Below are 22,875 nucleotides of genomic sequence, written 5' to 3' on the forward strand. Positions count from 1 at the left end.
ATATATTATACTGACTAAGTTTATGTAGATTCAATCTAAATAATATTCAATCTTCATCGATAATTTTATTATGAAAACTGCTGCAAAACTTAAATTCGGAGAAAAAGCATTTATTAATTATATAGATGAAAGTCATCCTTCTTTTAGACGAATAATTGAAATTGGATTTACTCCCGGACAAGAAATAGAATTAATTAGTTCTTCAATTTTTAACGATCCTTTAGCTTTTTCATTGCGCGGAACTATGATTGCAATTAGGAAAAATGAAGCGGAATCAATTATCTTATCATGAAAGAAACATTAATTGCAACACAACCTTTAATTACTTTAGTTGGACCGCCAAATTCTGGAAAAACTACTTTATTCAATTTGTTAAGCGGAAAGAATTTCAAAACCGTTAATTATCCGGGTTCAACAATTGAATATAATTCTTCAAGTTTTTTAACAAAATTTAATGTTGATGCAAATCTTTTAGATTCACCTGGAATTATTAGCCTTATTCCAAATTCTCCGGATGAAGAAATTACCGTTAATTCTCTTTATGAACATCCGAAATTTGGAATTCCGAATATTGTTATTGTAACTGTTGATTCAAGTCAGCTTTCAAGACATTTATTGCTTGTTAAACAGCTTTTAACTTCAAATTTTAGAGTAATAATTGTTTTAACAATGACTGATATTTTACAGAAAAAAGGATTTACAATTTCTCCAATAAAATTAGAAGAAAAAATTGGTTGTAAAGTTGTAAAGATTGACGGAAGAAGCGGAAATGGAATTGAAAATTTAATTTCAGTTGTTGTTCACATTTTAAAAACATCAAACAATGAAAAGAATAATTTAAATAAATTAGTCCCAAGCTCACACGCAGAAAGAATAATTAACTTTTACAAAGAAATTGAAAAAATTGAAGATGAAGTTATTACTCCTTTGGCAAATGAAAAAAATCTCAAAAATGCAAATGAGCAGTTAAATAAATTATCAACTAATTTTAAAAATAAACCAGATAGTTTTTCACTTAAATTAGATAAAGTTCTTTTACATAAATATTGGGGAATTATTTTTTTCCTTTTAATTACCGGCGCAACTTTTACTTCAATATTTTGGCTCGCACTTCCACTTATGGAATTTGTAGATGAATTATTTGCTACGTTTGCAAATTTAACTTCATCATATCTTGGAAGCAATTGGTACAGTGATTTAATTTCCGATGGAATTATTAGCAGTGTTGGAGCTGTAATTGTATTTGTTCCGCAAATTGTAATTCTTTTTTTAATTCTGGGATTTCTTGAAGATACTGGATATTTAGCACGCGGCGCAATGTTAATTGATAAACCTTTATCAAAAATTGGATTGAACGGCAGATCATTCGTTCCTATGCTTTCCGGCTTTGCTTGCGCAATTCCCGCAATGCTTGCTGCCAGAACAATTTCAAATAGAAAAGAAAGATTATTAACAATTTTTATTATTCCTTTAATGAGCTGTAGCGCAAGACTTCCGGTTTATGCATTACTTATTGCTTTCTTAATTCCAAAAGAAAATTTTTTAATCGGCGGATTTATTTTTTCATTTATTTATTTATTCAGTATAATTAGTTCGGTTGTAATTGCCGGAATAATAAATAAATTTAGTAAAACAATAATTAGAGAAGAAGACAGCTCTTCATTTATTTTAGAATTGCCATCTTATAAAATTCCAAAATTTAAATCTGTTTTCTTGAACACTTTATCAAGCACTAAACAATATATTAAAGAAGCTGGTCCGGTAATTATTGTTTTTTCAATTATATTATGGATGCTTACATATTTTCCAAATACAAATCCCAAAATTGATACAACAAATTTATCAGAAATTGAAATTGCTGATGCATTACAAATGGAAAGAATTTCAACTTCTTATGCTGCACAAATTGGTAAAATAGTTGAACCAATTATGCAGCCTATTGGAATGGATTGGAGAATTGGAGTTTCATTAATTTCTGCGTTTGTTGCACGTGAAGTTTTTGTAAGCTCACTTGCATTAATTTTCAAAGTTACAAGTAATGAAGAAACTTTACGAGATTCAATTCTTCATGCAATGCGAAATGCAAAAATTAATGGTACAAATAAAAACTTATTTACTCCGGCAACAATTCTTGGTTTGATTGTATTTTTTGTTTTTGCAATGCAGTGTTTATCAACAATAGCCGTGGCAAAAAAAGAAACCGGTCATTGGCGAATTCCAATTTTTCAAATTTTAATTTTTTCCGGTTTTGCGTACATTGCAACATTTATTACAGTAAACGGTTTGAGATTGTTTGGAATTGACTAATTTATTCCCTTCTTCCAGTTAATAGTTCTTCAACCAATCTTTCAGTTTTGTAAATATATTTTAATGCTTCAATTAATCCTTTTGAATCTGTTGCAACTGTTCTGTTATTTTCTTCTAAGAAAATTGTATCGCCGGCAAGACTTTCAATATTTCCATCGTGAACTAAGCCAACAACTTCTTGATTTTTATTTATTACCGAACTTCCGGAATTTCCACCAACAATATCATTTGTTGATGCAAATCCAATTGCCGTAGAAAGATCCAAATCTTCTGGAATATTTTTCCATCTTTCATGCAATCCCCAAGGATATGTTTTTTTATTAAATGATTCGTAACGATCCCACAAACCGTAATATGTAGTTTTTCCGGGAGCAATTGTTCCGTTATATTCATAACCTTTTATTACGCCATCTGAAATTCGTAAAGTAGATGTTGCATCCGGAGGAATCTTATCTCCAAAAATATTTGAAATTACTTCTCCTAAAGATTGATTTAAAACTTCCCGTGTATTATTTAGTTCTGTTATTTTGGGTTTTATTTCATCACTAATTTTTTTTACTGCAAGAATATATTTGATAAACGGATCATTACTATTTATAATTTCATTAGAATTTAATTCTGCTAATTTTAAAAAACTTTCCCTTTTTGTTAACATTGAATTTTGTAATAATTCATCAATTGTAAAATTTGAATAAAGAATTTTATACAAATTATTTTCTTCACCAAGTAATTTTGTTATAAAACTTTTATGGGCTTTCAGAAAATTATTTTCCAATTTTAGATTGATTGAATCCGGAAATATTTTCTCATTTGTTTCAGCTAATTTTTCATCTTTAAATTTTTCTAATCTTTTATCATTTGGAAGATTTTTTTGTTCGGTTAATTCTATGAGATCTTCTGCAATTTTAAAATATACCGGGCGAATAATTCTGCTAAATCTTAAAACTGTATTTTGTGCTGAATAATTTTTTAATTCATCCAAAACAATTTTTATTGAGTTCCAAATATTTCCATATTTTTCATTTAGTTCAGAATTTGATTTAACTTTTTCAATAAGTTCATTTTCAAAATCCAATTTCTTCTTCATGATAAATTCATTCTTTAAACCACTTAATCTTCCTGCGTATGATTTCCTTGCGTTTCCAAAACCCATAACTCTATTTAGCAGTTCATCATTTTCTAAATCATTTTCATATAGATTAAAGTATGCATCGTAAATAGAATTAAATCCAATTAAACTTTCTCTAAAAGTATAATCTCTTAAAAATTCCAATTCGGCATAAGAAAGTAATCTTTCTGTCTTGCCTGGTCGACCAACAACAAAAATTGGTTCGTTTTCTTCAGCACCATTTTTACTCCACTTGAAATAATTTTCAGTTTTTATTGGTTTGCCATTTTCATATGCTCTGTAAAACATAAAATCCAATTCATACCTTGGATAAGTAAAATTATCCCAATCCCATCCGGTTGCTGCAATTTGAAAATCCGGTGCCATTACCAAACGAATATCATTATATCTTTTGTATCCATAAAGTGAATATTTTCCGCCAATATAAAGTGTAACAATTTTGCAATTCAATCCGGTTTCAGCATTAAATTTACTAACAAGCGAATCTTTCATTTCTTCACGCAATTTAATTTTTTCTTCATCTGTTTTGCCGGAATTCATATAATTTTTTATTTCATTTGTAACATCATTTATCAAAATTAATTGATCAACAAAAAGTCCTTCGATTTTTCTTTCATCCTCAAGTTCTTCTGCATAAAAACCATTTTTTAATAAATTTTCTCCTTCTTTTTGAACCGTAAATAATTCATTTCTTCCGCAATGGTGATTTGTCATTATTAATCCATTTTCCGAAACAAAAGCTGCAGAACATCCTCCTTCAAATTGAAGTGCAGATTTTTGTACATCATTTAGCCATTCTTCAGATGGCTTAAATCCATACGCAGATTCAAATTTATCAATCGGAACTTTATCGAACGTCCACATTTTTCCAAAATCATCAATCGACCATTTCACATCATTTATATCAATTGGTTCATAAAAATTTGATTGAGCAAAATTTATTTCTGCAACAAATAGAATTATTAAAATCTCGAATATTAGTTTTCTTAAAATCATCGCTTCACCATTTTTGGGAAATATTTTTATGTTCAAAATTTACAAATATTAATTCAATCAATTTGCAGAAATAAGTTTTATTTTACTTGTGTTGATTACAATTTTTATTCAAAAACTTTTAGCGATAAATGAGAAAGGAAATATTTCAACTTCAGTTTGAAAATAAAACAAACATAAAAAATACTTTTGAAAAAGAGAGAATTCAAAAATTAATTAAAATTCAAAAATGGATTTTAACTAATAGAGATAGGATCAAAACTGCACTCCACAATGATTTTAAAAAGAATTTTGATGAAACTGATTTAACAGAAATTTATCCGGTTCTTTCCGAATTAAAACATGCAAAAAGAAATCTAAAAAAATGGATGAATCCGAAAAGCGTAAGAAGAACGCTAACTTTATTAACTCACAAAGTATTTATTAAATATGAAGCAAAAGGAAATGTATTAATAATTTCTCCGTGGAATTATCCCTTTTTGCTAACAATTGGTCCATTGATTTCTGCAATTGCAGCGGGAAATTCTGTAATTATTAAACCAAGTGAATTTTCTGAAAATACCGGGAAATTAATTGAAGAAATGATTTCAGAATTATTTCCACAAAATGAAATTGCTGTAATTAGAGGAAACAGAAATGTTTCTTCCGAATTATTGGAACTGAATTTTGATCATATATTTTTTACCGGAAGCACCGAAGTTGGAAAAATTATTGCAAAATCTGCCGCGATAAATCTTACTTCAATAACTTTAGAACTTGGCGGAAAATCGCCCGTAATTATTGATGAAACTGCCGATTTAAAATCTGCTGCGGAAAAAATAGTTTGGGGAAAATTTTTAAATAAAGGTCAAACTTGTATTGCGCCGGATTATGTATTAGTTGATAAAAAAATAATTTCGCAATTTTCAAAATTGCTAATTGAATCAATTGACAAATTCTATAAAAGTTCGGGAAATAACATTCAAGAAAATGGAGATTATGCAAGAATTATTTCTGAAAAACATCACAATAAATTAACGGAAATGATTGAAAATGCTTTAGTGAATGGAAGTAAAATTATTTACGGCGGAAATCATAATTTAGAAAATAGATTTATTGAACCAACGTTAATTTTAACAAATTGTAAAAATTGTAAAATTACAGAAGAAGAAATTTTTGGTCCAATTTTACCAATAATTGAATACGAAAAAACCGATGATGCAATTGAGTGGATAAATAATCTTTGCGCTCCGTTAACAATATATATTTTTAGCAAAAATAAAAAAGTTATAGATAAAATTACCTCGCAAACAGAATCCGGTGGAGTTGGAATAAATGATTTGGTTGTTCAATTTAGTCATTATCATTTACCTTTTGGCGGAGTTAAAAATAGTGGAATGGGAAGGTCACATGGTTTTGCGGGATTTAAAACTTTTTCAAATGAAAGATCATATATTAAAAGCGGAAGGTTTAATTTATTAAAAATTATTTATCCGCCTTACACAAATTTTAAGAAAAAAATTATTGATTTATTAGTGAGATATTTTTAAAAAAAATTGCTTCAGTAATTATTTAAACTACTGAAGCAAAAAATTTAATCCGCGATTTTTCCGGTTTTTAATTCTTCAACAATTCTATCAGCTTTATAAACTTTATCCAAAACTTCAATAATTGCTTGCGACGCAACGGAAACCATTCTATTATCTTCCGGTAAATAAATAAAATTGCCGATAATACTTGCAACGTTTCCATCAAAAGCAAGACCAACTATTTCTGCATCTTTATTTATTACAGCGCTTCCGGAACTTCCGCCAACTATATCATTTGTAGAAATAAAATTAAATGTTGTTGATAAATCAAAATCTGCCGGTGGTACAGTCCATCTTGCCGGTAAATTCCAGGGATAAGTTTTTTCACTTCCATAATATCTATCATACATTCCGTAAAAAGTAGTTTTTTCAATTGCTTTTGTACCGTTATAATCAAAACTTTCTAAAACGCCGTCACTTAATCTTAATGTAAAATTTGCATCCGGCGGAATTTCAGTTCCGTAAATTTCATAAAGAACTTTACCAAGCATATTTTCCAAAATACTTTCCGTATCAGTAATTTCTTTGGATTTTTTTGTTAATTCATCAATTTTATTTTTTGTGTTTTTTACAAAATAGATTAAGGGGTCATTTGAATTCAAAATATCGTTTGGTGAATTTTGAAGAAATTGTAATGCCTTTTCTCTATTTCCAAGTGAAGATTTGCTTAGCAAATATTCAACTGCTTCACTTCCTTGATAACTTCCGCAAAGTTTTTGAACTAAATTATTATCGTTGCCTAAATTCATTCTAATGTAATCAAGCTGAACTTCCAACTTTGCATTTTCTAAAATTGAATCAAATGATTCGGGGAAAAGTAAATTTTTTAATGAATCTATATTTTTCACATTAAACTTTGGATTTCTTTCGGATTCCGGCAAATTCATTTGTTCGGCAAATTCAATAATATTTTTCGCAATATCAAAATATTGAGAACCTAAAAATCTTGTTTGTCGGTATGCACTTAGCTGACTTTCAATAGGTTTCATTTCTTCACGCAATTTACTTATTGCATCCCAAATGTGATTATACTTTGCGCGCAAATCATCATTTGCTTCAACTTCTGCTCGAATTTTATTCTCAAAATCTCTTTTTCTTGCAATAATATATGGATCCAACAATCCAGCTTGCGTATAATGAAATACTTTTTGACCATTGCCAATTCTTCTTCTAATTTCCTCAAATTCATTAGCTCTATCAGGATATTGATATTTTAAATCTTCCAACAAATTGTAATAAGTATCCAATAAAAATGCTCTGTTTCTATAAGTAATATCACGGTTATACTCAATTTGTGAAACAGTTTTTAATCTGTTTGTTGAACCGGGATTTCCAACAGAAAAAATTACTTGATCTTTTTGAACTCCGTCTTTGCTGAATTTGAAAAAATTATTTGAAGTTACCGGATTTCCGGATTCATCATAAACTCTAAAAAATGCACAATCTAAATCATGTCTGGGATAAGTAAAATTATCCAAATCGCCTCCGAAAGAAGCAATTGATTCTTCCGGAATAAAAACTAATCTAACATCGTTATGTCTTTTATATCCGTAAATTGAATGTTTCCCGCCGTTAAATAATGAAACTAATTGACATTCCAATCCGGTTTCCTTATTGTAATATTCAACCAATTCTTTGCTTTTATTATTTTTGTTTGTAATTTTTTCTTCATCAGTTGAACCCGTTTCAATAGCTTCATTAATTGCGTCTGTTACATCTACCATAAAAGCTAATTGTTCGGCAAACATATTTGGTACTTTTCTTTCAGCCTCTAAATTTTCTGCATAGAAACCGGTTTCTTCTAAATTTTCCCCGTCTTTTTCAACAGCATCTCTGTGCCAAGTTGAGCAATGATTATTGGTCATAATTAATCCATCTTCCGAAATAAAAGAAGCCGTGCAGCTTGGAATTCGCAAAGCGGATAATCTTACATCTTCAAACCATTCATCGGTAGGTGTAAATCCATAAGTTTCGCTGATATATTGAATTGGCGGATAATCAAATGTCCACATTTTCCCCGTATCAAAAATATCAGATTCTGCAATCGGTTCATCATTTTGCTGCGCTAAGTTTAATTGAACAAAAAATATTAGTATTATAATTGATGTAAAAATTCTGGAATAGTAGCTTTTCATCATTCTCCTTTAAGATTTGTAAACATTGTGTAAACTTAAAAATTAGCTATGCATTTTACAAATTTGATAGTCTAAAATAAAATTATCAATATTCATAATTTATAGAAATGCTTAGTATTTTTGATTTGTAGAAATTTTTGGGGATAACTGTAATTCACTATTTAAAATTTGCATTGAAGGTTTATCGATTTTATGCGTATAATTTAGATAAATGATTCCGGAAAATAATTTGGCATAAGTTGTTTTTCATCTTTAATTGTTCCAAAACAATTTGAACATTTTTTCACATAAAAAACAATTGCATTTTCGTTTTTCATTAAAGGAATAAAATTAATTATTGATTGGCAATTTTCGCATTGAACTAAATGAGAATGCAGTGCCTCAGCTTTGCAAAAGCTGCATAATTGGTCTTGTTCTGAAAAACTTTGGCTTGCTTGAATTGGAAAATAAATTGAACAATTTAGATTGCTGCATTTCGCTATTTTGGAGTTTTTGATTTTTAGATTCCTAAAATTACAATTGAAAAATAGAGTTGTAAAAGCAATTTTGCTATGTAAAAATTTATCCTAAATAAATTATGTTTTTGTATTTTTAGAATATTAGAAATTCAATTTAATAATTGAGGTAAAAATGACTCAAATTCCCGGTTTTAAAGCTTACGATATTAGAGGAAAAGTTCCATCTGAATTAAATACAGATTTAGCTTATAAAGTTGGAAGAGCTTTTGTAAAACATCAAAATGCAAAAAAAGTTTTAATTGGAAGAGATGTAAGAGAATCTTCGCCGGAAATTTCTAAAGCGCTTGCTCAAGGATTATCGGATGCCGGCTGTAATGTAATTGATTTAGAACTTTGCGGAACTGAAATGATTTATTTTGGAACTCCTTATCTAAATGCAGATGGCGGAGTTATGATTACCGCAAGTCACAATCCTCCGGAATATAACGGATTGAAATTTGTAAAACATGGCTCAAAACCAATGGGATATGATTCCGGATTAAATGAAATTGAGCAAATGATTTTAAATAATGATTTAGGTGAAATTGCATCCGAAAGAGGTAAAATTGAAACTCTTGTTATTATGGAAGAATTTATAAAAAGTTTAACAAAATTTTATGATGCAAAAAAAATTAACAAATATAAAGTTGTTGTAAATGCCGGAAACGGCTGCGTTGGTCCGGCTTTAGATTCTTTGGAAAAATATTTGCCGATTGAAATGATAAAAGTTCATCACAATCCGGATTCAACTTTTCCAAATGGAGTGCCAAATCCGCTTTTGCCGGAAAACAGACAATCAACAATTGATGCAATGAAAAAATCAAATGCAGATTTAGGAGTTGCTTGGGATGGAGATTATGACAGATGTTTCTTCTTCGATGAAAAAGGAAATTTTATAGAAGGATATTACATCGTTGGATTATTGGCAAAATCATTATTGAAAAAATTTCCCGGTGAAAAAATTGTTCATGATCCGAGATTAATTTGGAATACTCTTGAAGAAGTTAAAAATGCAAATGGAATTGCCGTTGAATCGGTAAGCGGTCATGCATTTATTAAGCAAAAAATGCGCGAAGTAAATGCAATATACGGCGGAGAAATGTCGGCTCATCATTATTTTAGAGATAATTATTATTCGGATAGCGGATTGATTCCGTTCCTTTTAATTTTAGAATTGTTAAGTGTAGAAAATAAAACACTTTCTCAATTGGTTGGAGAAATGATAGAAAATTTTCCATGCTCCGGAGAAATAAATTCAAAAGTTGAAAATCCAAAAGAAAAATTATCGCAGCTAAAATCTAAATATTCCGATGGAAAATTGGATGCAGTTGACGGAATCAGTATTGAATATCCAACTTGGAGATTTAATGTAAGAATGAGTAACACTGAACCATTGTTGAGATTAAATGTAGAATCACGAAATGATATAAAACTAATGGAAGAAAAAACGAAAGAAATTTTGGATTTTATAAGAAGTTAAAATTTAACAAATATCCAAAATGAAATATTTGAAATGAAAAAATCACTAATAAAAAATAAAATTGTTGAACTGCTGAAAAATCAGATTGAAATAGAAAAAATAGTAATTTTTGGTTCTTTCAATTCTGCAAAATCTCCTAATGATATTGATATTGCGATTGTTCAAAATAGTTCAGAAAATTATCTTTCGCTTGCACTAAAGTATAGAAAGCTTTTGCGTAATATATCAAAAGAAATTCCTATTGATATTTTTCCAATTTTAAAAAAGAATGAAAATGTTTTTTTTGAAAGCATTTTTGTTTCCGGAGAAGTAATTTATGCAAAAGGAAACTAAATTATGGTTGCAGTATTCACAAGATAATTTAGATGCCGCAAAAGTACTTCTTATAAGTCAACTTTATAATCCATGTCTTCATAATATTCAACAATCAGTTGAAAAAGCTTTAAAATCTTTATTGATTGAAAAAAATATTCTTTTTAAGAAAACACATAGTATTTTAGAGTTGAAAATAATTCTTGAAAAAAATAATCAACCAATTGAAATAAGCGAAGATGAATGCGATTTTCTTGATAGTATTTATCTTCCGTCAAAATATCCAATTGGAAGTGCGCTTCCCGATTTTAATCCAGATGAAAATATTTGCAAAAATTCAATAATTATAGCTGAGCGAATTTTATTTGAAATAAATGATTTATTAAAATAATTTTGATAATAAAGAATATTTACGGAAATAATATAAATAGAACAAATTTTTTATTAGTTCGTCTAAAAATTAAAGTTTAAAAAGGAGTTCAAAATGTCAGAAGAAAAAATGCAAATTGATGTAGATAAATTATTAAAAAATAAATTGAAAAATTTAAGTGTTGGTGAATTAGAAAAAGTAATCTCAAATTCAGTTTCAAATTTAATTGGCGAAGATTATAAATGTACAATTGATGAAGTAAAATATACTTTATTCAGCGGCGCAGATTTTCACATAAAAATTGAGCTGAGTTATAATTCAGAGAAATAAAATTTTTCTGTAACAAATTTTTTTTGAATGTTCCATATAAAATGCCGAATTATATTGCGGCATTTTTTCATTCATACAAAAAAAGTGATAAATTAATTCTGATTTTGTTTTCGTAATCTCCATTTATAAAATACTTGTATCCAAATCCCAATCCGACAAAATCGTAAATAAAATATATTTCCGGATTAAAATAAATTCCACCGTTTACATTTAATTCCTCTTCATCGCAATCAACACAACCATTAATTGAACGCAATTCACCAAATGCCCACATATTTCCCAAAGTTAAAAATCCGGTAAAAAATAAATTGCTTTTTTCAGATAGTGATAATTTTGGCGAAATCAAGCCACCATAAACTGAAAACTGCATTAACTGAACATTCGATTCCTTTTCTCCTTGAGTTGTATTATTTAAAAATGGTTTTTTATCTTCTGGAACTTCGCCGTTAAAATTTAGTCCGCCGAGAAAAAATTCATGGAAAATTCCAAGTCCCATAGAAAATCCGTAAAAATTACTTGGAAATCCTTGTTCTTTTGCTACATTACTTTTCACTGAAGAATTTTGCATTCCCAGATTGAAAAATCCACCAAAGGTTGAAGTTGTATCTAATTGCGATAAAATTGATTTTGAAAATAAAATTGAAACAATAAAAAAGTACAAAACTAGTTTTTTCATTTGTTCAATCTCCCTTAAAATAAAACTTATTTGTCTTAATTTATATTATAATTTGGATTTTCAAAATCAAAAAAATCTACAACTGTAATAAATTAAAAATATTGAAATTTACGATTGAGAATTTATATGAGTTAATTCATCAACAAAAAAATTAATCTCTTCCTTTGTATTATAGAAATGCGGTGAAAGTCTTATCAATCCTTCTCGTAAGGAACATAATATTTTTCTTTCCTTCAAACTCTTAAAAATAAATTCCGCATTATCATGTTTGAATGAAACAATTCCAGCAATATTTTTTTTATCAGAATTTTTAAGAATAGGATTAAATCCTTTTTCTGATAATTTCTCAATTAAGTAAATTGAATTCTCTAAAATTTTATTTTCAATTTCAGCATAACCAATTTCTTCAAATAAATTTAATGAAGCATCAATTGCAATCATTCCAATTCTTGAATTTGTACCGTTTTGAAATCGCTCAGCATTATCAAGCAGTTCAAGTTTATAATCCAAGAAATTCCACGCGTTTTTTACTGAGGTCCAGCCAATATATTTAGGAGAAATTTTTTCAAATAATTTTGGTGAAATATAAAAGTACGATAATCCTTGCAAACCCATTAACCATTTTTGAGTTCCGCCTGCAAAGAAATTCACATGAACATTTTGCAAGTTTATATTTACATTTCCCGCAGCTTGAATTCCATCAACGCAGAAAATAATATTTCTTAATTTACAAAATTCGCCGATTGATTTTATATCAGCTCTGTAACCGGAAAGAAACTGAACTAAACTTATAGAAATTAATTTTGTACGCGGAGTAACTAATTTTTCAATTTGAGGTAAATCAACTTTCCAATTTTCTGATTTTGCAAAAATGATTTCCACACCAATATTTTTAAGATTTAAAAATGGATAAACATTTGCCGGAAATTCAATATCATTTAAAATTATTTGATCGCCGGATTTCCAATCCAAACCTTGCGCAACAATATTCATTGCATTTGAAACGTTGTCTGTCCAACCAACAAAGTTTTCATCTACATTAAGCAATCTTGATATTTTTTCTTTTGCGGATTTAACTTGTGGAATTGTTTCAAAATAATTTTCAACTATTGTTTCGGATCGTTGATTTAAATAATCATCCAACTTTTCTTTTACAAGAGATGAAATTGGTCCAACTGCAGCATGATTAAAATAGGTTAGCCCATTTTTTATATAAGGAAAATATTTTCGAGTTTCTTCAAATTTGTTCATTTTGATTTTTCCAATAGTTCTTCATTTTCGAATTGACAAGTCTTTCATTTTAGATTTTATATTCTTAGATACAAACATTAAAATGCATAGTATTCATCTAAATTCCATTTAAGTGGATTTTGAGAAATATATTTTCTAATTCTATATAAATCAGTCTCGTTTCTAATTATATGATCATAATAATTTGACTGCCATTTAAATTCTCTATTTAATTTATGAATCTGGAAAGTCGTTTTTGCCTTAAAGTATCGTATAATTTTACCTAATGAAATATTAGGGTTTTTCATCATCATCCAATTTGTACATGGATTATTAGTTAATTTATGCTTATGCATCGTAGAGACATGATTAATCATGTCTCTACAAAAATCTTTTAAAATTATAATTCCATGAATATGATTAGGCATAATTACAAATTCATCAAGTTCAGCATTATTAAAATGTATGGGAATTTCATTCCATAATTTAAATGTAATTTGTCCAAAATTGTTTAATTCAATTTTATCATTCTGCACAATCCCAAAAACATTTTTTTTATGTTGAGTACAAATTGTAACAAAATACCAAAATGGTTGAGTATAATCGAAATTGTTTAAACGGTTAGAATTTATTCTTAACTTATTATTATACTTTTCCATTTTACGATATTTTACATCATCAAAACTTGATATAATTTTTTATTCTTCATTTTTTGCGCGCATTGAATCCCAAATTACATAAAGGCACAACAAACTAAACATAATAAATGCAAGCACTACTGAAGTATTTGATTCTGCCCATTCGTGCATAAACCAATCAGGCATATTATTTTCTTTTAAAACGGCTTTTATAATTACACTAACAACCCCCATAAGTGCGCCACCGGCAATAAAACCGGAAGCAATTAAAGTACCTCTTTCACGTCTTGCATTATTTAATTTTTCATCTTTACTTCTTGTTGAAACGAAGTGTGCAATTAAGCCGCCAACTAATAATGGAGTATTAATTTCTTGAGGTAAATACATTCCAAGTGCAAATGCTAATGCTGGAACATTTATCATTACAAGAATTAGAGAAATAAAAGCTCCGCCAATATAGAGCATCCATGGAGCAGGTTGATTTGACATTAAAGGCTGAATTACTGCCGCCATTGCATTAGCTTGCGGAGCCGGTAATCCGCCGCCGGCAAATCCATAAATTCTATCAAGTAGTGCAATAATCCAAACAACTGTTGCTGCTGAAACAATTGTTCCGACAAACTTCCAACCTTCTTGTTTGTTTGGTGATGAACCAAGCCAGTATCCAATTTTTAAATCTGTAACAAATGAACCGGCAACAGATAATGCAGTACAAACCACGCCGCCGATTATTAATGCAGAAACCATTCCGGATGCACCAGATAATCCAACCGCAACTAAAATTATTGAGGAAAGAACCAATGTCATTAAAGTCATTCCAGAAACCGGATTATTACCAGTAATTGCAATTGCATTTGCCGCAACTGTTGTAAACAAAAATGACATTATCATCACAATTAATAAACCGGCTAATGCATGAACAAAATTGAAAACAACTCCATATAAAAAAAATATAAAAAGTACAATTGCTGTTAATATTATTCCCCCAACAATTATTTTCATTGAAAGATCACGCTGCGTTCTCAATGAAGAACCTTCAACACTTCTTCCACCAAAAATCTCTTTAACTGCCAATGAAATTGCAGAGCTTATTACTTTTGATGAACGAACTATTCCTATAAATCCAGCCATTGCTATTGCGCCAATTCCTATATGACGAACATAATTGGTAAATATTTGTTCAGCCGACATATCTCTTATCAACAGTTGAACATTTGCTCCAACCGGTGTAGTAATAAATTCTCCTAAATAATTAAAAATCGGAATTAAAACATACCACGACACAAACGAACCGGCTACAATAATTAGTGAATATTTTAATCCAATTACATATCCTAAACCAACTACGGCTGCGCTTACGTTTAGTCTAAAAACTAATTTAAATTTATCAGCTACAACTTGACCAACACCTACAACTCTAGATGTAAATATTTCTGCCCATGTTCCAAAAGTTGAAATTAAAAAATCGTAAAAACCTCCAATCAATCCTGCACTAATTAAAACAATTGCCTGACTGCCACCCTTTTCTCCGGCAACTAAAACTTCAGTTGTTGCGGTCCCTTCTGGAAATGGAAGTTTTCCATGCATTTCAGAAACAAAATATTTTCTAAACGGAATAAGAAATAAAATTCCTAAAAATGCGCCGAATAAAGATGCCATAAACATTTGGAAGAATGATGCTTGAAGATTTAGAATATAAATTCCGGGCAATGTAAAAATTGCTCCCGCAACAACAGCGCCGGACGTAGATCCAATAGATTGAATAATTACATTTTGACCCATTGCATCTTTCTTCTTAAAAATATTTGAAAATCCAACAGCTAAAATTGCAATTGGAATTGCGGCTTCAAAAACTTGTCCGACTTTTAATCCTAAATATGCCGCAGCTGCAGAAAACAATACCGCCATTATCAAGCCGGTTATAACAGAATACGGTGTAACTTCTGAAATTTTGGAATGCGGAGACATTACCGGAATATATTCTTCACCGGGTTTAAGTTCCGAATATGCATTGGATGGTAATCCTATTGGTTTTTCACTTGTTTTTATTTCACTCATAAAACTTATTCCTTAGAATTTATTGAAATAACTTTTTTAAATTCAACTTCATTTGTATTTACCGAATTGAAAATAATCTCAACAAAATAATTTGTACCAATTGGTCTAATAATTTTTGGTTCATCAAAATTTGTTGAAATTTTAATTTCATTGAAAGGAAATAAATTTACATTTTGATCTTTCATTGCAACCTTTTCACTTTCGTTGAAATAAGTTTTTTCACAGATATTAACTTCTAATTCACTCTGCTCATTTGCAAAACCCGGAATTAAAACGAATTCATATTTTTCAACTTTATCATTTTCTTTTTTTGATATTGATGAAGAACCTTCACTATACGACAAACCGTTAACATCAACAGCTTTACCGGTTTCATCATAAATCATTAATGCAAAATCAGTTACTTTATTAAAATCTTCTTTGCTTAATTTAACTTCGAATTCTTTTTTAGTTTCACCATTTTTTAATTCAAAAGGAATTTTGTGAACATTATTTCCACTTATTTTTACGTTGTAATTTTTCTGATATCCAAGCAAATTTCCTTTTACTTTTAAGGATTTTTCTTCATCAAAATAATTAACAATTGTTAAAGATTTTTTCTCTGCAATAGAATTTTCAATAATATTTATTCCATCAATTTCTAAATTAAGATTGTAAATAGATTCTTGCGAAGATGTAAATTGTCCAAGTATTACAAGCTCATAAACACCCGGAGTTAAGTCATCAATTTGTTTTGTGCTATTGGCATTATCTTCCGAATCAAACATTCCAAAATATTTTTCTCTTCCATCGGGATCATGAAGATAATATCTCAACGAAGAAAAATCTTTACTATTTGCACTTAAATTAATTTTAAGATTTGAAGTTCCAACCGGAATTTTTAAAAAATATCTTTTGTGAATTCCGGGCATAATTTTTTCCGCTTCAAACATTTGACTGTAATTATTTGAAGAATTAAATTCGTAAGGAACAATAAAAGTTGCCATCAAATCAAATTCTGGATTTGCAGATTTATCAGCTCTTGTTGCAAATATTTTAGCATTATACAATCCGGGAGTTTTTAAAATTTCAGAATCAATAGTGGCGTTTACAATTACAGTTTGGTCATTTCTTAAATGAACATTTTTCTGTACGGGTTTTAGCCAATTTGCACTGCTCTTTAAATTGTACATTCTGTAAAACTTATCCGAACTGATTGTATTATTTCTACTAACTCTAAATGTAAACTTTTCTTTGCCTGTTAAAAATTCTGAATCTCTAACGTATAAATTTGAGGAAGTATTATTTGGCATATTTGGAGCAAATGCTTTTGTTGTATATGTTTCGAAATTTTTAATTTCATTGCTTTGAATATATTTTTTAAGCAAATTATATGCGGCTTCAATATTTACTAATCCACTTCCTTGATCAATAAAATCATAGCCAGTCATAGGCGTTGCGCTTTCTCTTAAAACTTTGTATAAAAATCGTGAAGGAATTTTAACATCGGGAAATTCTATTTTTGCAGCACCAAGTAATACTGACATAACTCCTGCTGAATAAGGTGATGCCATTGAAGTTCCCCAGAATCTGTCGCCATCACTAAAATTTGGAACAGTAGAAACACAAGCTCCGGGAGCAACAACATCCGGCTTACTAACTTCTCCACCACGTGAACTAAAATGTAAAATTATATCTTTATCTAAAGTTGTTCCATATAAATCATTTCCGACTTCTTGAGCTAAAACTGCTCCTGTTGAAAAAATTGATCCTAAAGTCGAAGGCAATCCAGTTGTGGAAATTCCAGGTCCCTCATTACTGTTTGAAGTTGAAATATATAAATAAGCATTGTTCTTAACCAATTCATCTAAAAATTTTTCTATTTCAGATTGCTGTTCAATTTCAGAACCAATTCCAAAACTCATATTTATTATGCAAGGTTCTTTTCTTTCTTTAGAAATTTTATCGGCATATAGATAAGCTTTTTTCATACTTTCCGTAACTGTTGCACCGCCGGCAAAATTATTATTCCCAAGTTTTAATCCCATAACTTTTGCGCCGGGAGCAATTCCATATAATTCATTATTGCCAATTTTATTACCAGCGGCAATTCCAGCACAGTGAGTTCCATGCGAGCCGTCATCAAAATAAAAACTTACTATTTGGGTTTCGGGAAAAATATTTAGTCCGAGTGCAAAACTGGGTAAGCCATTTTCTTTTGGGAATGTAAATACATCAAATTTTTCTTTATAATTTCTAAGCGGTTTTTCATCTTCTAAATTTCCGTTTCCATTTAAATCTAAATAGACAACCCAAAATTTTTCTCCTTCATTTTGAGTTTGAAATGTTACAAAATAAAATTTATCATCATTTTTTTTGTTGCCATTAATATCATCAACTCCTGAACCTGAATTTTTCCAAAGTGATTCTTCAACAACTCCAATAAAATATTTTTCATCATCGGATTTAAGTTTTAGATTATTTGCACCGGAAACTTTGTAACCTTTTTTTTCATTAACAAAAAAATCAACATCATTTTCTTCTTCAATTTCTGCTTCAAAAAATGGAATATCTCCTTGTCCCGTAAAATCTTGAACATCAATAACTTTTACTTCACCGGTTGATGTTGTTGTTAATCCATCAACACCCATATCAACACCTGTATCCAAAACAAGAATAATTGTTCCTCGTCCGTCATATTCCGGAAATTTTTCTTGAAAATTTTCAACACCTGTGTTTCTTAACGAAATGAAAGTTTGATCTTTTTGTTGTGCAAATAAAGTATTTATTGCAATCAAGATGAGTGAAATTCTAAAAATAATTTTCATGTTTTACCTTTTTTCTATGATTTTTTCTATTGATTTTTTTTGCTGATCAAGTTTGTTATAATCTAATTCAGAGCCAAGCACACTATGTGGAATAAGATATACAATCAACAGCAGTATGGCTCCAAAAGCTGCCCAAAGTTTTGGATTTCTACTTTTCTTATACATTATAAATGCAAATATCCAACCAAGAATTGTAATTAAAGTTTTGTTATCTGTTAAATCAATTCCAAACGGAAAGCCGGTCCAATATTCACCAAAAGCAAATTTTTGCATAATTGGGCCAAGAATAAATCCACCAACAATTAAAAATGCGAGAGTCCAAATTGTAAGTTTTTTAATATTTTTTCCATCGTTAAAATATTCAAATCCTGTTCGCGTTGATAAGAGCATTCCAAAAAACATTGCAAAAATATGCGGAATTAAAACATAGATGGGAACATCGCCTTTAAATCGAATTATAACCGGATGATCATTAGGAATTTTATTGATTTTATTTTGAGAATTAAATTCAACAAAATATTGAAGTTTACCCGCCGGAGGTTGATGCGGCAAACTTGCACTTAATTCTCCATTATTATTTCTCATTGGAATTTTCTGCCAATTATCAGAGGTTTTGTATCGTTTAAAAAATAAATCTCCAGAAATATTTTCATCATAAACATTTATTTTTACTTCGTGATCACTCAAACCGCCGTGAGTTCTATTTAGTTTATAAATTACTTCATTGTTGTTTAATTTTAATTCTCCGGTTATTGGGTAAGTTGGACCTGTAACTCTTTGATAAACAGCAGTCAATGCAGTAATTACAAAGGCAAGAATCCAAAGTAATACATTTTTTTTCATACACGATTTGGATTTTTATTAGCATAATGATTTTATAATTATAAACATAACCCTTTCTTAATATCGAAATCAACCTAATAATTAATATGGCAAATGTATGGATTTTACGCAATGATTTTTAAAGAAAGATCTCTAGAATTTTGTGCAGATTACATTTTCCGAGAAGTTTTGATAAAGAAAATTATTCTACGTAAACTTTTATTGCTTTGGTAAAATAATTTTTACTGAAGTTCCTTTTGTTAGCTCGCTGGTAATTTTTAATTCACCTTTCATGTACGAAATTAATTTATTTGCTAATGAAAGTCCTAAACCCGCACCTTCATATTTTCTTGTGTATCCAACATCTTCGCTTTGTTCAAAAATGTGCAAAATTCTTTTAAGATTATTGCTTTCAATACCAACGCCAAAATCTGTGATATTGATTTTGCCTCGTTCTTGTTTTTCACTTGTAGCAATAATAATTCTGCCTTTTTCATTGCTGAATTTAATCGCATTATCAACTATTTCGTTAATCGCCCTTATTAACTTTTCTTCATTTGCATAAATGAAAATTTCATACTCGGAAAGATTAAAAATAAAGTTGATTGATTTAGGTTTTGCTTGCTCGCACCAATAATCTTTATTTGAATTTATTAATGAATTTAATTCGATTTCTGTTAATTCAATTTCCTCGTTACCAGATTCTAAAAGTGAAACCTCCACAATATTATCAACTAATTTTAAAAGTCGATTTACACCTTCTTTTAAATATGTGGTCATTTGTGATGACGATTCAAAATTTTTAGCTTTTACATCATCTTCAAGCAAATCAGAATATCCAACAATTGCATTTAACGGCGTTCTAATTTCATGCGACATATTTGCAAGAAATGTTGATTTTAATTTGTTGAGACTAATTTCTTTTTTGTATGCATCTCTAAGTTTTCTTTCAATTTCAAGCTGTTCGGTTATGTCCGTCATACTAATTATAAACAGTTTTATATGATCAGAATTATCATCTGTAAAAGTTATTTTGCCCAAAAATCTTTTGTTGTTGTGAGATGTAAAATGAAATTGAGAATGAATTCTATTTGAATTATTCAAATTTGTTATTGAATGATTTATTGAATTAAATAATTCTTCCGATAAAATATTTTGGATTTTTGCTTCTGGATTTATTTCATTTTTTGCAGCAAGAATATTTTTATAAAAACTATTATTTGCGTTTTCAAAAATTAAATTATTTTTTTCTTTTCGAAGTATTAATATCGGATCGGAAATATTATTGATTATCGATTTTTGTTTCTGTTCGGAAATTTTCAGCAATCTCGCTTGTCTAATATGTTCGGTAATATCATTTGCAGTTACAATAAAACTTATTGATTTATCTATATTATCTTGAACAGTATTTAATCTAATTTCCTTATATAAAACTTCACCTTCGTGAGAAATATCGGAAATTACTTTCACCCAATTTTTATAATGGTCAACAGAAATTTGTAACTCATTTATTTCTTGTGCGGATAAATATTTTTTGAAAACATCAATTAAATTTTTGTTATAAAGTTCTTCAATATTTTTATGTAAAAAATCTTCAAATGAAGTTGAGAGATAATTTATACTTGCATTTTTATCTGCAAGCATTACACCCACATTTACGGATTCTAAAGCTTGATTGTAAGAATTGATTTTTTTAGTAATTCGTGTTCTATTATCTTGAGATTCAATGTAAACAATAAAAACATCTTCATTCTTGATTATTACTTTTTCAATATTTAACAAATATCCGCTGTAATAATTGTCTTCTTCTTTAATTACAAAATCCGTAGAAAAACTTGAAATTTTATTTTTCGTTAAATTATTAAATAGCGATTCTAAATCCGGCTCGGAATTAAAATCGAATAAATTTTTTCCTTCTTTGAATTTGTGCTTGATTCTTGCAGAATTGTTAGCATATAGAATCAGCCCGTTACCGTTCGATAGAATAACCGGCTTAGTATTGGGAAATTCTTCAAAAGATTCAAATTTACTGATAATATCTAAATCAAAATAAGAGTAATTAAGAGTATTTTTCAAATTAAATTCAATCTGTATTAATTATGTCTATTTGCTGAATAATAATCGGAATATTTGATTGGCTCTTTAGAATAAAATTCTTTTTTATTTTATCAGGATGTTTTGTTGTAATAAATGTATAAATAACTTTAAGAATGTAATTAAGCTCATTATATATGCCGTTTTCAATACCTGCCAAAATTTCATCATAAATATTTTGCAAAATTGAAGCTTTAAATTCATGAATTTCCATTCGATTAAAAAATCTTTTTAAAGAACCAATTTCAATCTTTTCCGGAATTTCGAGAATTGTTATTTCATCTTTTTGAACTTCAATTCTGGCTTCAAAGTTTACCTTTTTATTATCTATAAATCCGGCTCTGAATACCGAAAATTCTTGATGTGAGTTTGTGTAAAGCTCATTAAAATTTATTATTGTAAAAAATTCAATATCATCAACAATAAAATGGAAAAGCATTTCTTCTTCCGATGGATATTCAAGATTTAGGATTTGCCAATTTATTTTCGACATCAATTTTGCAAGCGGAGAAAATAATGCGGAATCTTTTTTATGTTTATCATAATTATTTGCGTGAATGTAATATGGATTTACGGAATGAACTTTTGTTCCGCTTTTAAATTTATCATGTGGATTAATATTTATAATTTTTTCTAACATTATTCTCCTAAAATCATTATCGGTACATGAGATCAAGAGTTTAATAGAAGTAATTGAGGAAAACCAGGAAAAATTATTACACTAAATTTTCAGCATTTTATTATCTAATGCGTAATCTGTAATTTCCGCACCTTGTAAGTTCTGAAGTGCTTTAACAAATTCTTGAATTCTTTTTAGTGATTCTTCAATCACAAAAAAATCATCGCTGATATTTTCTTTTTTGGAATCAATTTCATCCTTCAAAGATTCGACTGACATTTTTAAACTGCTCAACGGATTATTAATTTTATGACCGATCGTACAAGCTAATTCAATAACGGCTTTATTGTGTTCAATATTTTTTAATTCATTCTGCAAATTGTGAATTCTAATTCCGGATCTAATTCTTGCAACCAGTTCTTGATTATCAATCGGTTTCACTAAATAATCATCGGCGCCGGTATCTAAACCTTCAACTCTGTCTTTCAGCGAAGTTCTTGCGGTTAGCAAAATAAAATAAATGAGTTTAAATTCTTCTTTACTTTTTACAATGTTGCAAAGTTCAATTCCGTTTAATTTGGGCATTGTCCAATCAGCCAATATTATTGCCGGTTTGAATTCACTAATAACATCAAGCGCTTCTTCACCGTTATTTACACTTTTTATTGTGTAACCATTTTTTGTAAGAAGTCTTTCATAAATAAATCGCGAATCTTCTTCATCTTCAACAATTAGAATTTTGTTTTTATCGTTCATTGTAAAACTTTATTTTATTTAATATAAGATTATTGATAAATATTGATTAAAAAT

The 22,875-nt window shown here is 28.9% G+C and carries 18 protein-coding genes; 7 read left to right on the forward strand and 11 right to left on the reverse strand.

The genetic code is table 11. The features are described 5' to 3' along the window. Positions 1 to 70 precede the first annotated feature (70 nt). On the forward strand, positions 71 to 292 hold the full coding sequence (locus IPH62_03790) for a ferrous iron transport protein A (protein ID MBK7104387.1): 222 nt from the start codon (positions 71 to 73) through the stop codon (positions 290 to 292). Next, the gene (gene feoB / locus IPH62_03795) at positions 289 to 2,307 is read left to right on the forward strand and encodes a ferrous iron transport protein B (GenBank protein ID MBK7104388.1); all 2,019 of its coding nucleotides are present in this window, start codon (positions 289 to 291) and stop codon (positions 2,305 to 2,307) included. The genes IPH62_03790 and feoB overlap by 4 nt, the downstream gene beginning before the upstream one ends. A gap of 1 nt (position 2,308) precedes the next feature. Here the strand turns inward: feoB and IPH62_03800 are convergent, their stop codons facing one another. Beyond that, positions 2,309 to 4,468 (reverse strand): S46 family peptidase, encoded by a 2,160-nt coding sequence (locus IPH62_03800; protein ID MBK7104389.1) that lies wholly within the window; start codon positions 4,466 to 4,468, stop codon positions 2,309 to 2,311. 92 nt (positions 4,469 to 4,560) lie between these two features. Between IPH62_03800 and IPH62_03805 the strand changes: the two genes are divergently transcribed. Next, positions 4,561 to 5,958 (forward strand): aldehyde dehydrogenase family protein, encoded by a 1,398-nt coding sequence (locus IPH62_03805; protein ID MBK7104390.1) that lies wholly within the window; start codon positions 4,561 to 4,563, stop codon positions 5,956 to 5,958. Between the two features lie 44 nt (positions 5,959 to 6,002). Here IPH62_03805 and IPH62_03810 read toward each other — a convergent pair whose 3' ends face one another. Continuing rightward, positions 6,003 to 8,132: a S46 family peptidase gene (locus IPH62_03810; protein ID MBK7104391.1), complete on the reverse strand. Its 2,130-nt coding sequence runs from the start codon at positions 8,130 to 8,132 to the stop codon at positions 6,003 to 6,005. Between the two features lie 630 nt (positions 8,133 to 8,762). On the opposite strand from IPH62_03810, the gene IPH62_03815 reads away from it, so the two are divergent. The 4 genes from IPH62_03815 (at position 8,763) to IPH62_03830 (ending at position 11,121) form a co-directional block, all read left to right on the forward strand. Further along, positions 8,763 to 10,109: a phosphomannomutase gene (locus IPH62_03815; protein MBK7104392.1), complete on the forward strand. Its 1,347-nt coding sequence runs from the start codon at positions 8,763 to 8,765 to the stop codon at positions 10,107 to 10,109. A 33-nt stretch (positions 10,110 to 10,142) separates the two neighbouring features. Further along, positions 10,143 to 10,442 (forward strand): nucleotidyltransferase domain-containing protein, encoded by a 300-nt coding sequence (locus tag IPH62_03820; protein MBK7104393.1) that lies wholly within the window; start codon positions 10,143 to 10,145, stop codon positions 10,440 to 10,442. Beyond that, positions 10,426 to 10,812: a HEPN domain-containing protein gene (locus IPH62_03825; GenBank protein ID MBK7104394.1), complete on the forward strand. Its 387-nt coding sequence runs from the start codon at positions 10,426 to 10,428 to the stop codon at positions 10,810 to 10,812. Before IPH62_03820 ends, IPH62_03825 begins: the two co-directional genes overlap by 17 nt. 93 nt (positions 10,813 to 10,905) lie before the next feature. Beyond that, positions 10,906 to 11,121 (forward strand): hypothetical protein, encoded by a 216-nt coding sequence (locus IPH62_03830; GenBank protein ID MBK7104395.1) that lies wholly within the window; start codon positions 10,906 to 10,908, stop codon positions 11,119 to 11,121. A gap of 67 nt (positions 11,122 to 11,188) precedes the next feature. On the opposite strand, the gene IPH62_03835 is transcribed toward IPH62_03830, so the two are convergent. The 9 genes from IPH62_03835 to IPH62_03875 all read right to left on the reverse strand — a co-directional run bounded on the left by IPH62_03835 (position 11,189) and on the right by IPH62_03875 (position 22,821). Then, positions 11,189 to 11,797, reverse strand: coding sequence for a hypothetical protein (locus IPH62_03835; protein ID MBK7104396.1), 609 nt, complete (start codon positions 11,795 to 11,797; stop codon positions 11,189 to 11,191). A gap of 108 nt (positions 11,798 to 11,905) precedes the next feature. Next, positions 11,906 to 13,048, reverse strand: coding sequence for an aminotransferase class V-fold PLP-dependent enzyme (locus IPH62_03840; protein ID MBK7104397.1), 1,143 nt, complete (start codon positions 13,046 to 13,048; stop codon positions 11,906 to 11,908). Positions 13,049 to 13,125: 77 nt separating this feature from the next. Next, positions 13,126 to 13,686: a transposase gene (locus IPH62_03845; protein MBK7104398.1), complete on the reverse strand. Its 561-nt coding sequence runs from the start codon at positions 13,684 to 13,686 to the stop codon at positions 13,126 to 13,128. Between the two features lie 39 nt (positions 13,687 to 13,725). Beyond that, the gene (locus IPH62_03850; protein ID MBK7104399.1) at positions 13,726 to 15,723 is read right to left on the reverse strand and encodes an oligopeptide transporter, OPT family; all 1,998 of its coding nucleotides are present in this window, start codon (positions 15,721 to 15,723) and stop codon (positions 13,726 to 13,728) included. A 5-nt stretch (positions 15,724 to 15,728) separates the two neighbouring features. Beyond that, entirely contained in the window at positions 15,729 to 18,530 is a 2,802-nt protein-coding gene (locus tag IPH62_03855) for a S8 family serine peptidase (protein ID MBK7104400.1), read from the reverse strand. A gap of 3 nt (positions 18,531 to 18,533) precedes the next feature. Next, positions 18,534 to 19,373 (reverse strand): hypothetical protein, encoded by an 840-nt coding sequence (locus IPH62_03860; protein ID MBK7104401.1) that lies wholly within the window; start codon positions 19,371 to 19,373, stop codon positions 18,534 to 18,536. Positions 19,374 to 19,571: 198 nt separating this feature from the next. Then, positions 19,572 to 21,428, reverse strand: coding sequence for a PAS domain-containing protein (locus IPH62_03865; protein ID MBK7104402.1), 1,857 nt, complete (start codon positions 21,426 to 21,428; stop codon positions 19,572 to 19,574). A 7-nt stretch (positions 21,429 to 21,435) separates the two neighbouring features. Continuing rightward, the gene (locus tag IPH62_03870; GenBank protein MBK7104403.1) at positions 21,436 to 22,086 is read right to left on the reverse strand and encodes a hypothetical protein; all 651 of its coding nucleotides are present in this window, start codon (positions 22,084 to 22,086) and stop codon (positions 21,436 to 21,438) included. Between the two features lie 81 nt (positions 22,087 to 22,167). Then, positions 22,168 to 22,821: a response regulator gene (locus IPH62_03875; GenBank protein ID MBK7104404.1), complete on the reverse strand. Its 654-nt coding sequence runs from the start codon at positions 22,819 to 22,821 to the stop codon at positions 22,168 to 22,170. Positions 22,822 to 22,875 lie beyond the last annotated feature (54 nt).

It is taken from the genome of Ignavibacteriota bacterium, from assembly GCA_016708125.1.
Lineage (GTDB): Bacteria > Bacteroidota > Ignavibacteria > Ignavibacteriales > Melioribacteraceae.

Excerpts from the sequence above, each read along its gene's own strand:
- IPH62_03790 (MBK7104387.1), top strand. The coding sequence starts at position 71 with ATGAAAACTGCTGCAAAACTTAAATTCGGAGAAAAAGCATTTATTAAT.
- feoB (MBK7104388.1), top strand. The coding sequence starts at position 289 with ATGAAAGAAACATTAATTGCAACACAACCTTTAATTACTTTAGTTGGA.
- IPH62_03805 (MBK7104390.1), top strand. The coding sequence starts at position 4,561 with ATGAGAAAGGAAATATTTCAACTTCAGTTTGAAAATAAAACAAACATA.
- IPH62_03810 (MBK7104391.1), bottom strand. The coding sequence starts at position 8,132 with ATGAAAAGCTACTATTCCAGAATTTTTACATCAATTATAATACTAATA.
- IPH62_03815 (MBK7104392.1), top strand. The coding sequence starts at position 8,763 with ATGACTCAAATTCCCGGTTTTAAAGCTTACGATATTAGAGGAAAAGTT.
- IPH62_03820 (MBK7104393.1), top strand. The coding sequence starts at position 10,143 with ATGAAAAAATCACTAATAAAAAATAAAATTGTTGAACTGCTGAAAAAT.
- IPH62_03825 (MBK7104394.1), top strand. The coding sequence starts at position 10,426 with ATGCAAAAGGAAACTAAATTATGGTTGCAGTATTCACAAGATAATTTA.
- IPH62_03830 (MBK7104395.1), top strand. The coding sequence starts at position 10,906 with ATGTCAGAAGAAAAAATGCAAATTGATGTAGATAAATTATTAAAAAAT.
- IPH62_03835 (MBK7104396.1), bottom strand. The coding sequence starts at position 11,797 with ATGAAAAAACTAGTTTTGTACTTTTTTATTGTTTCAATTTTATTTTCA.
- IPH62_03840 (MBK7104397.1), bottom strand. The coding sequence starts at position 13,048 with ATGAACAAATTTGAAGAAACTCGAAAATATTTTCCTTATATAAAAAAT.
- IPH62_03845 (MBK7104398.1), bottom strand. The coding sequence starts at position 13,686 with ATGGAAAAGTATAATAATAAGTTAAGAATAAATTCTAACCGTTTAAAC.
- IPH62_03850 (MBK7104399.1), bottom strand. The coding sequence starts at position 15,723 with ATGAGTGAAATAAAAACAAGTGAAAAACCAATAGGATTACCATCCAAT.
- IPH62_03855 (MBK7104400.1), bottom strand. The coding sequence starts at position 18,530 with ATGAAAATTATTTTTAGAATTTCACTCATCTTGATTGCAATAAATACT.
- IPH62_03860 (MBK7104401.1), bottom strand. The coding sequence starts at position 19,373 with ATGAAAAAAAATGTATTACTTTGGATTCTTGCCTTTGTAATTACTGCA.
- IPH62_03870 (MBK7104403.1), bottom strand. The coding sequence starts at position 22,086 with ATGTTAGAAAAAATTATAAATATTAATCCACATGATAAATTTAAAAGC.
- IPH62_03875 (MBK7104404.1), bottom strand. The coding sequence starts at position 22,821 with ATGAACGATAAAAACAAAATTCTAATTGTTGAAGATGAAGAAGATTCG.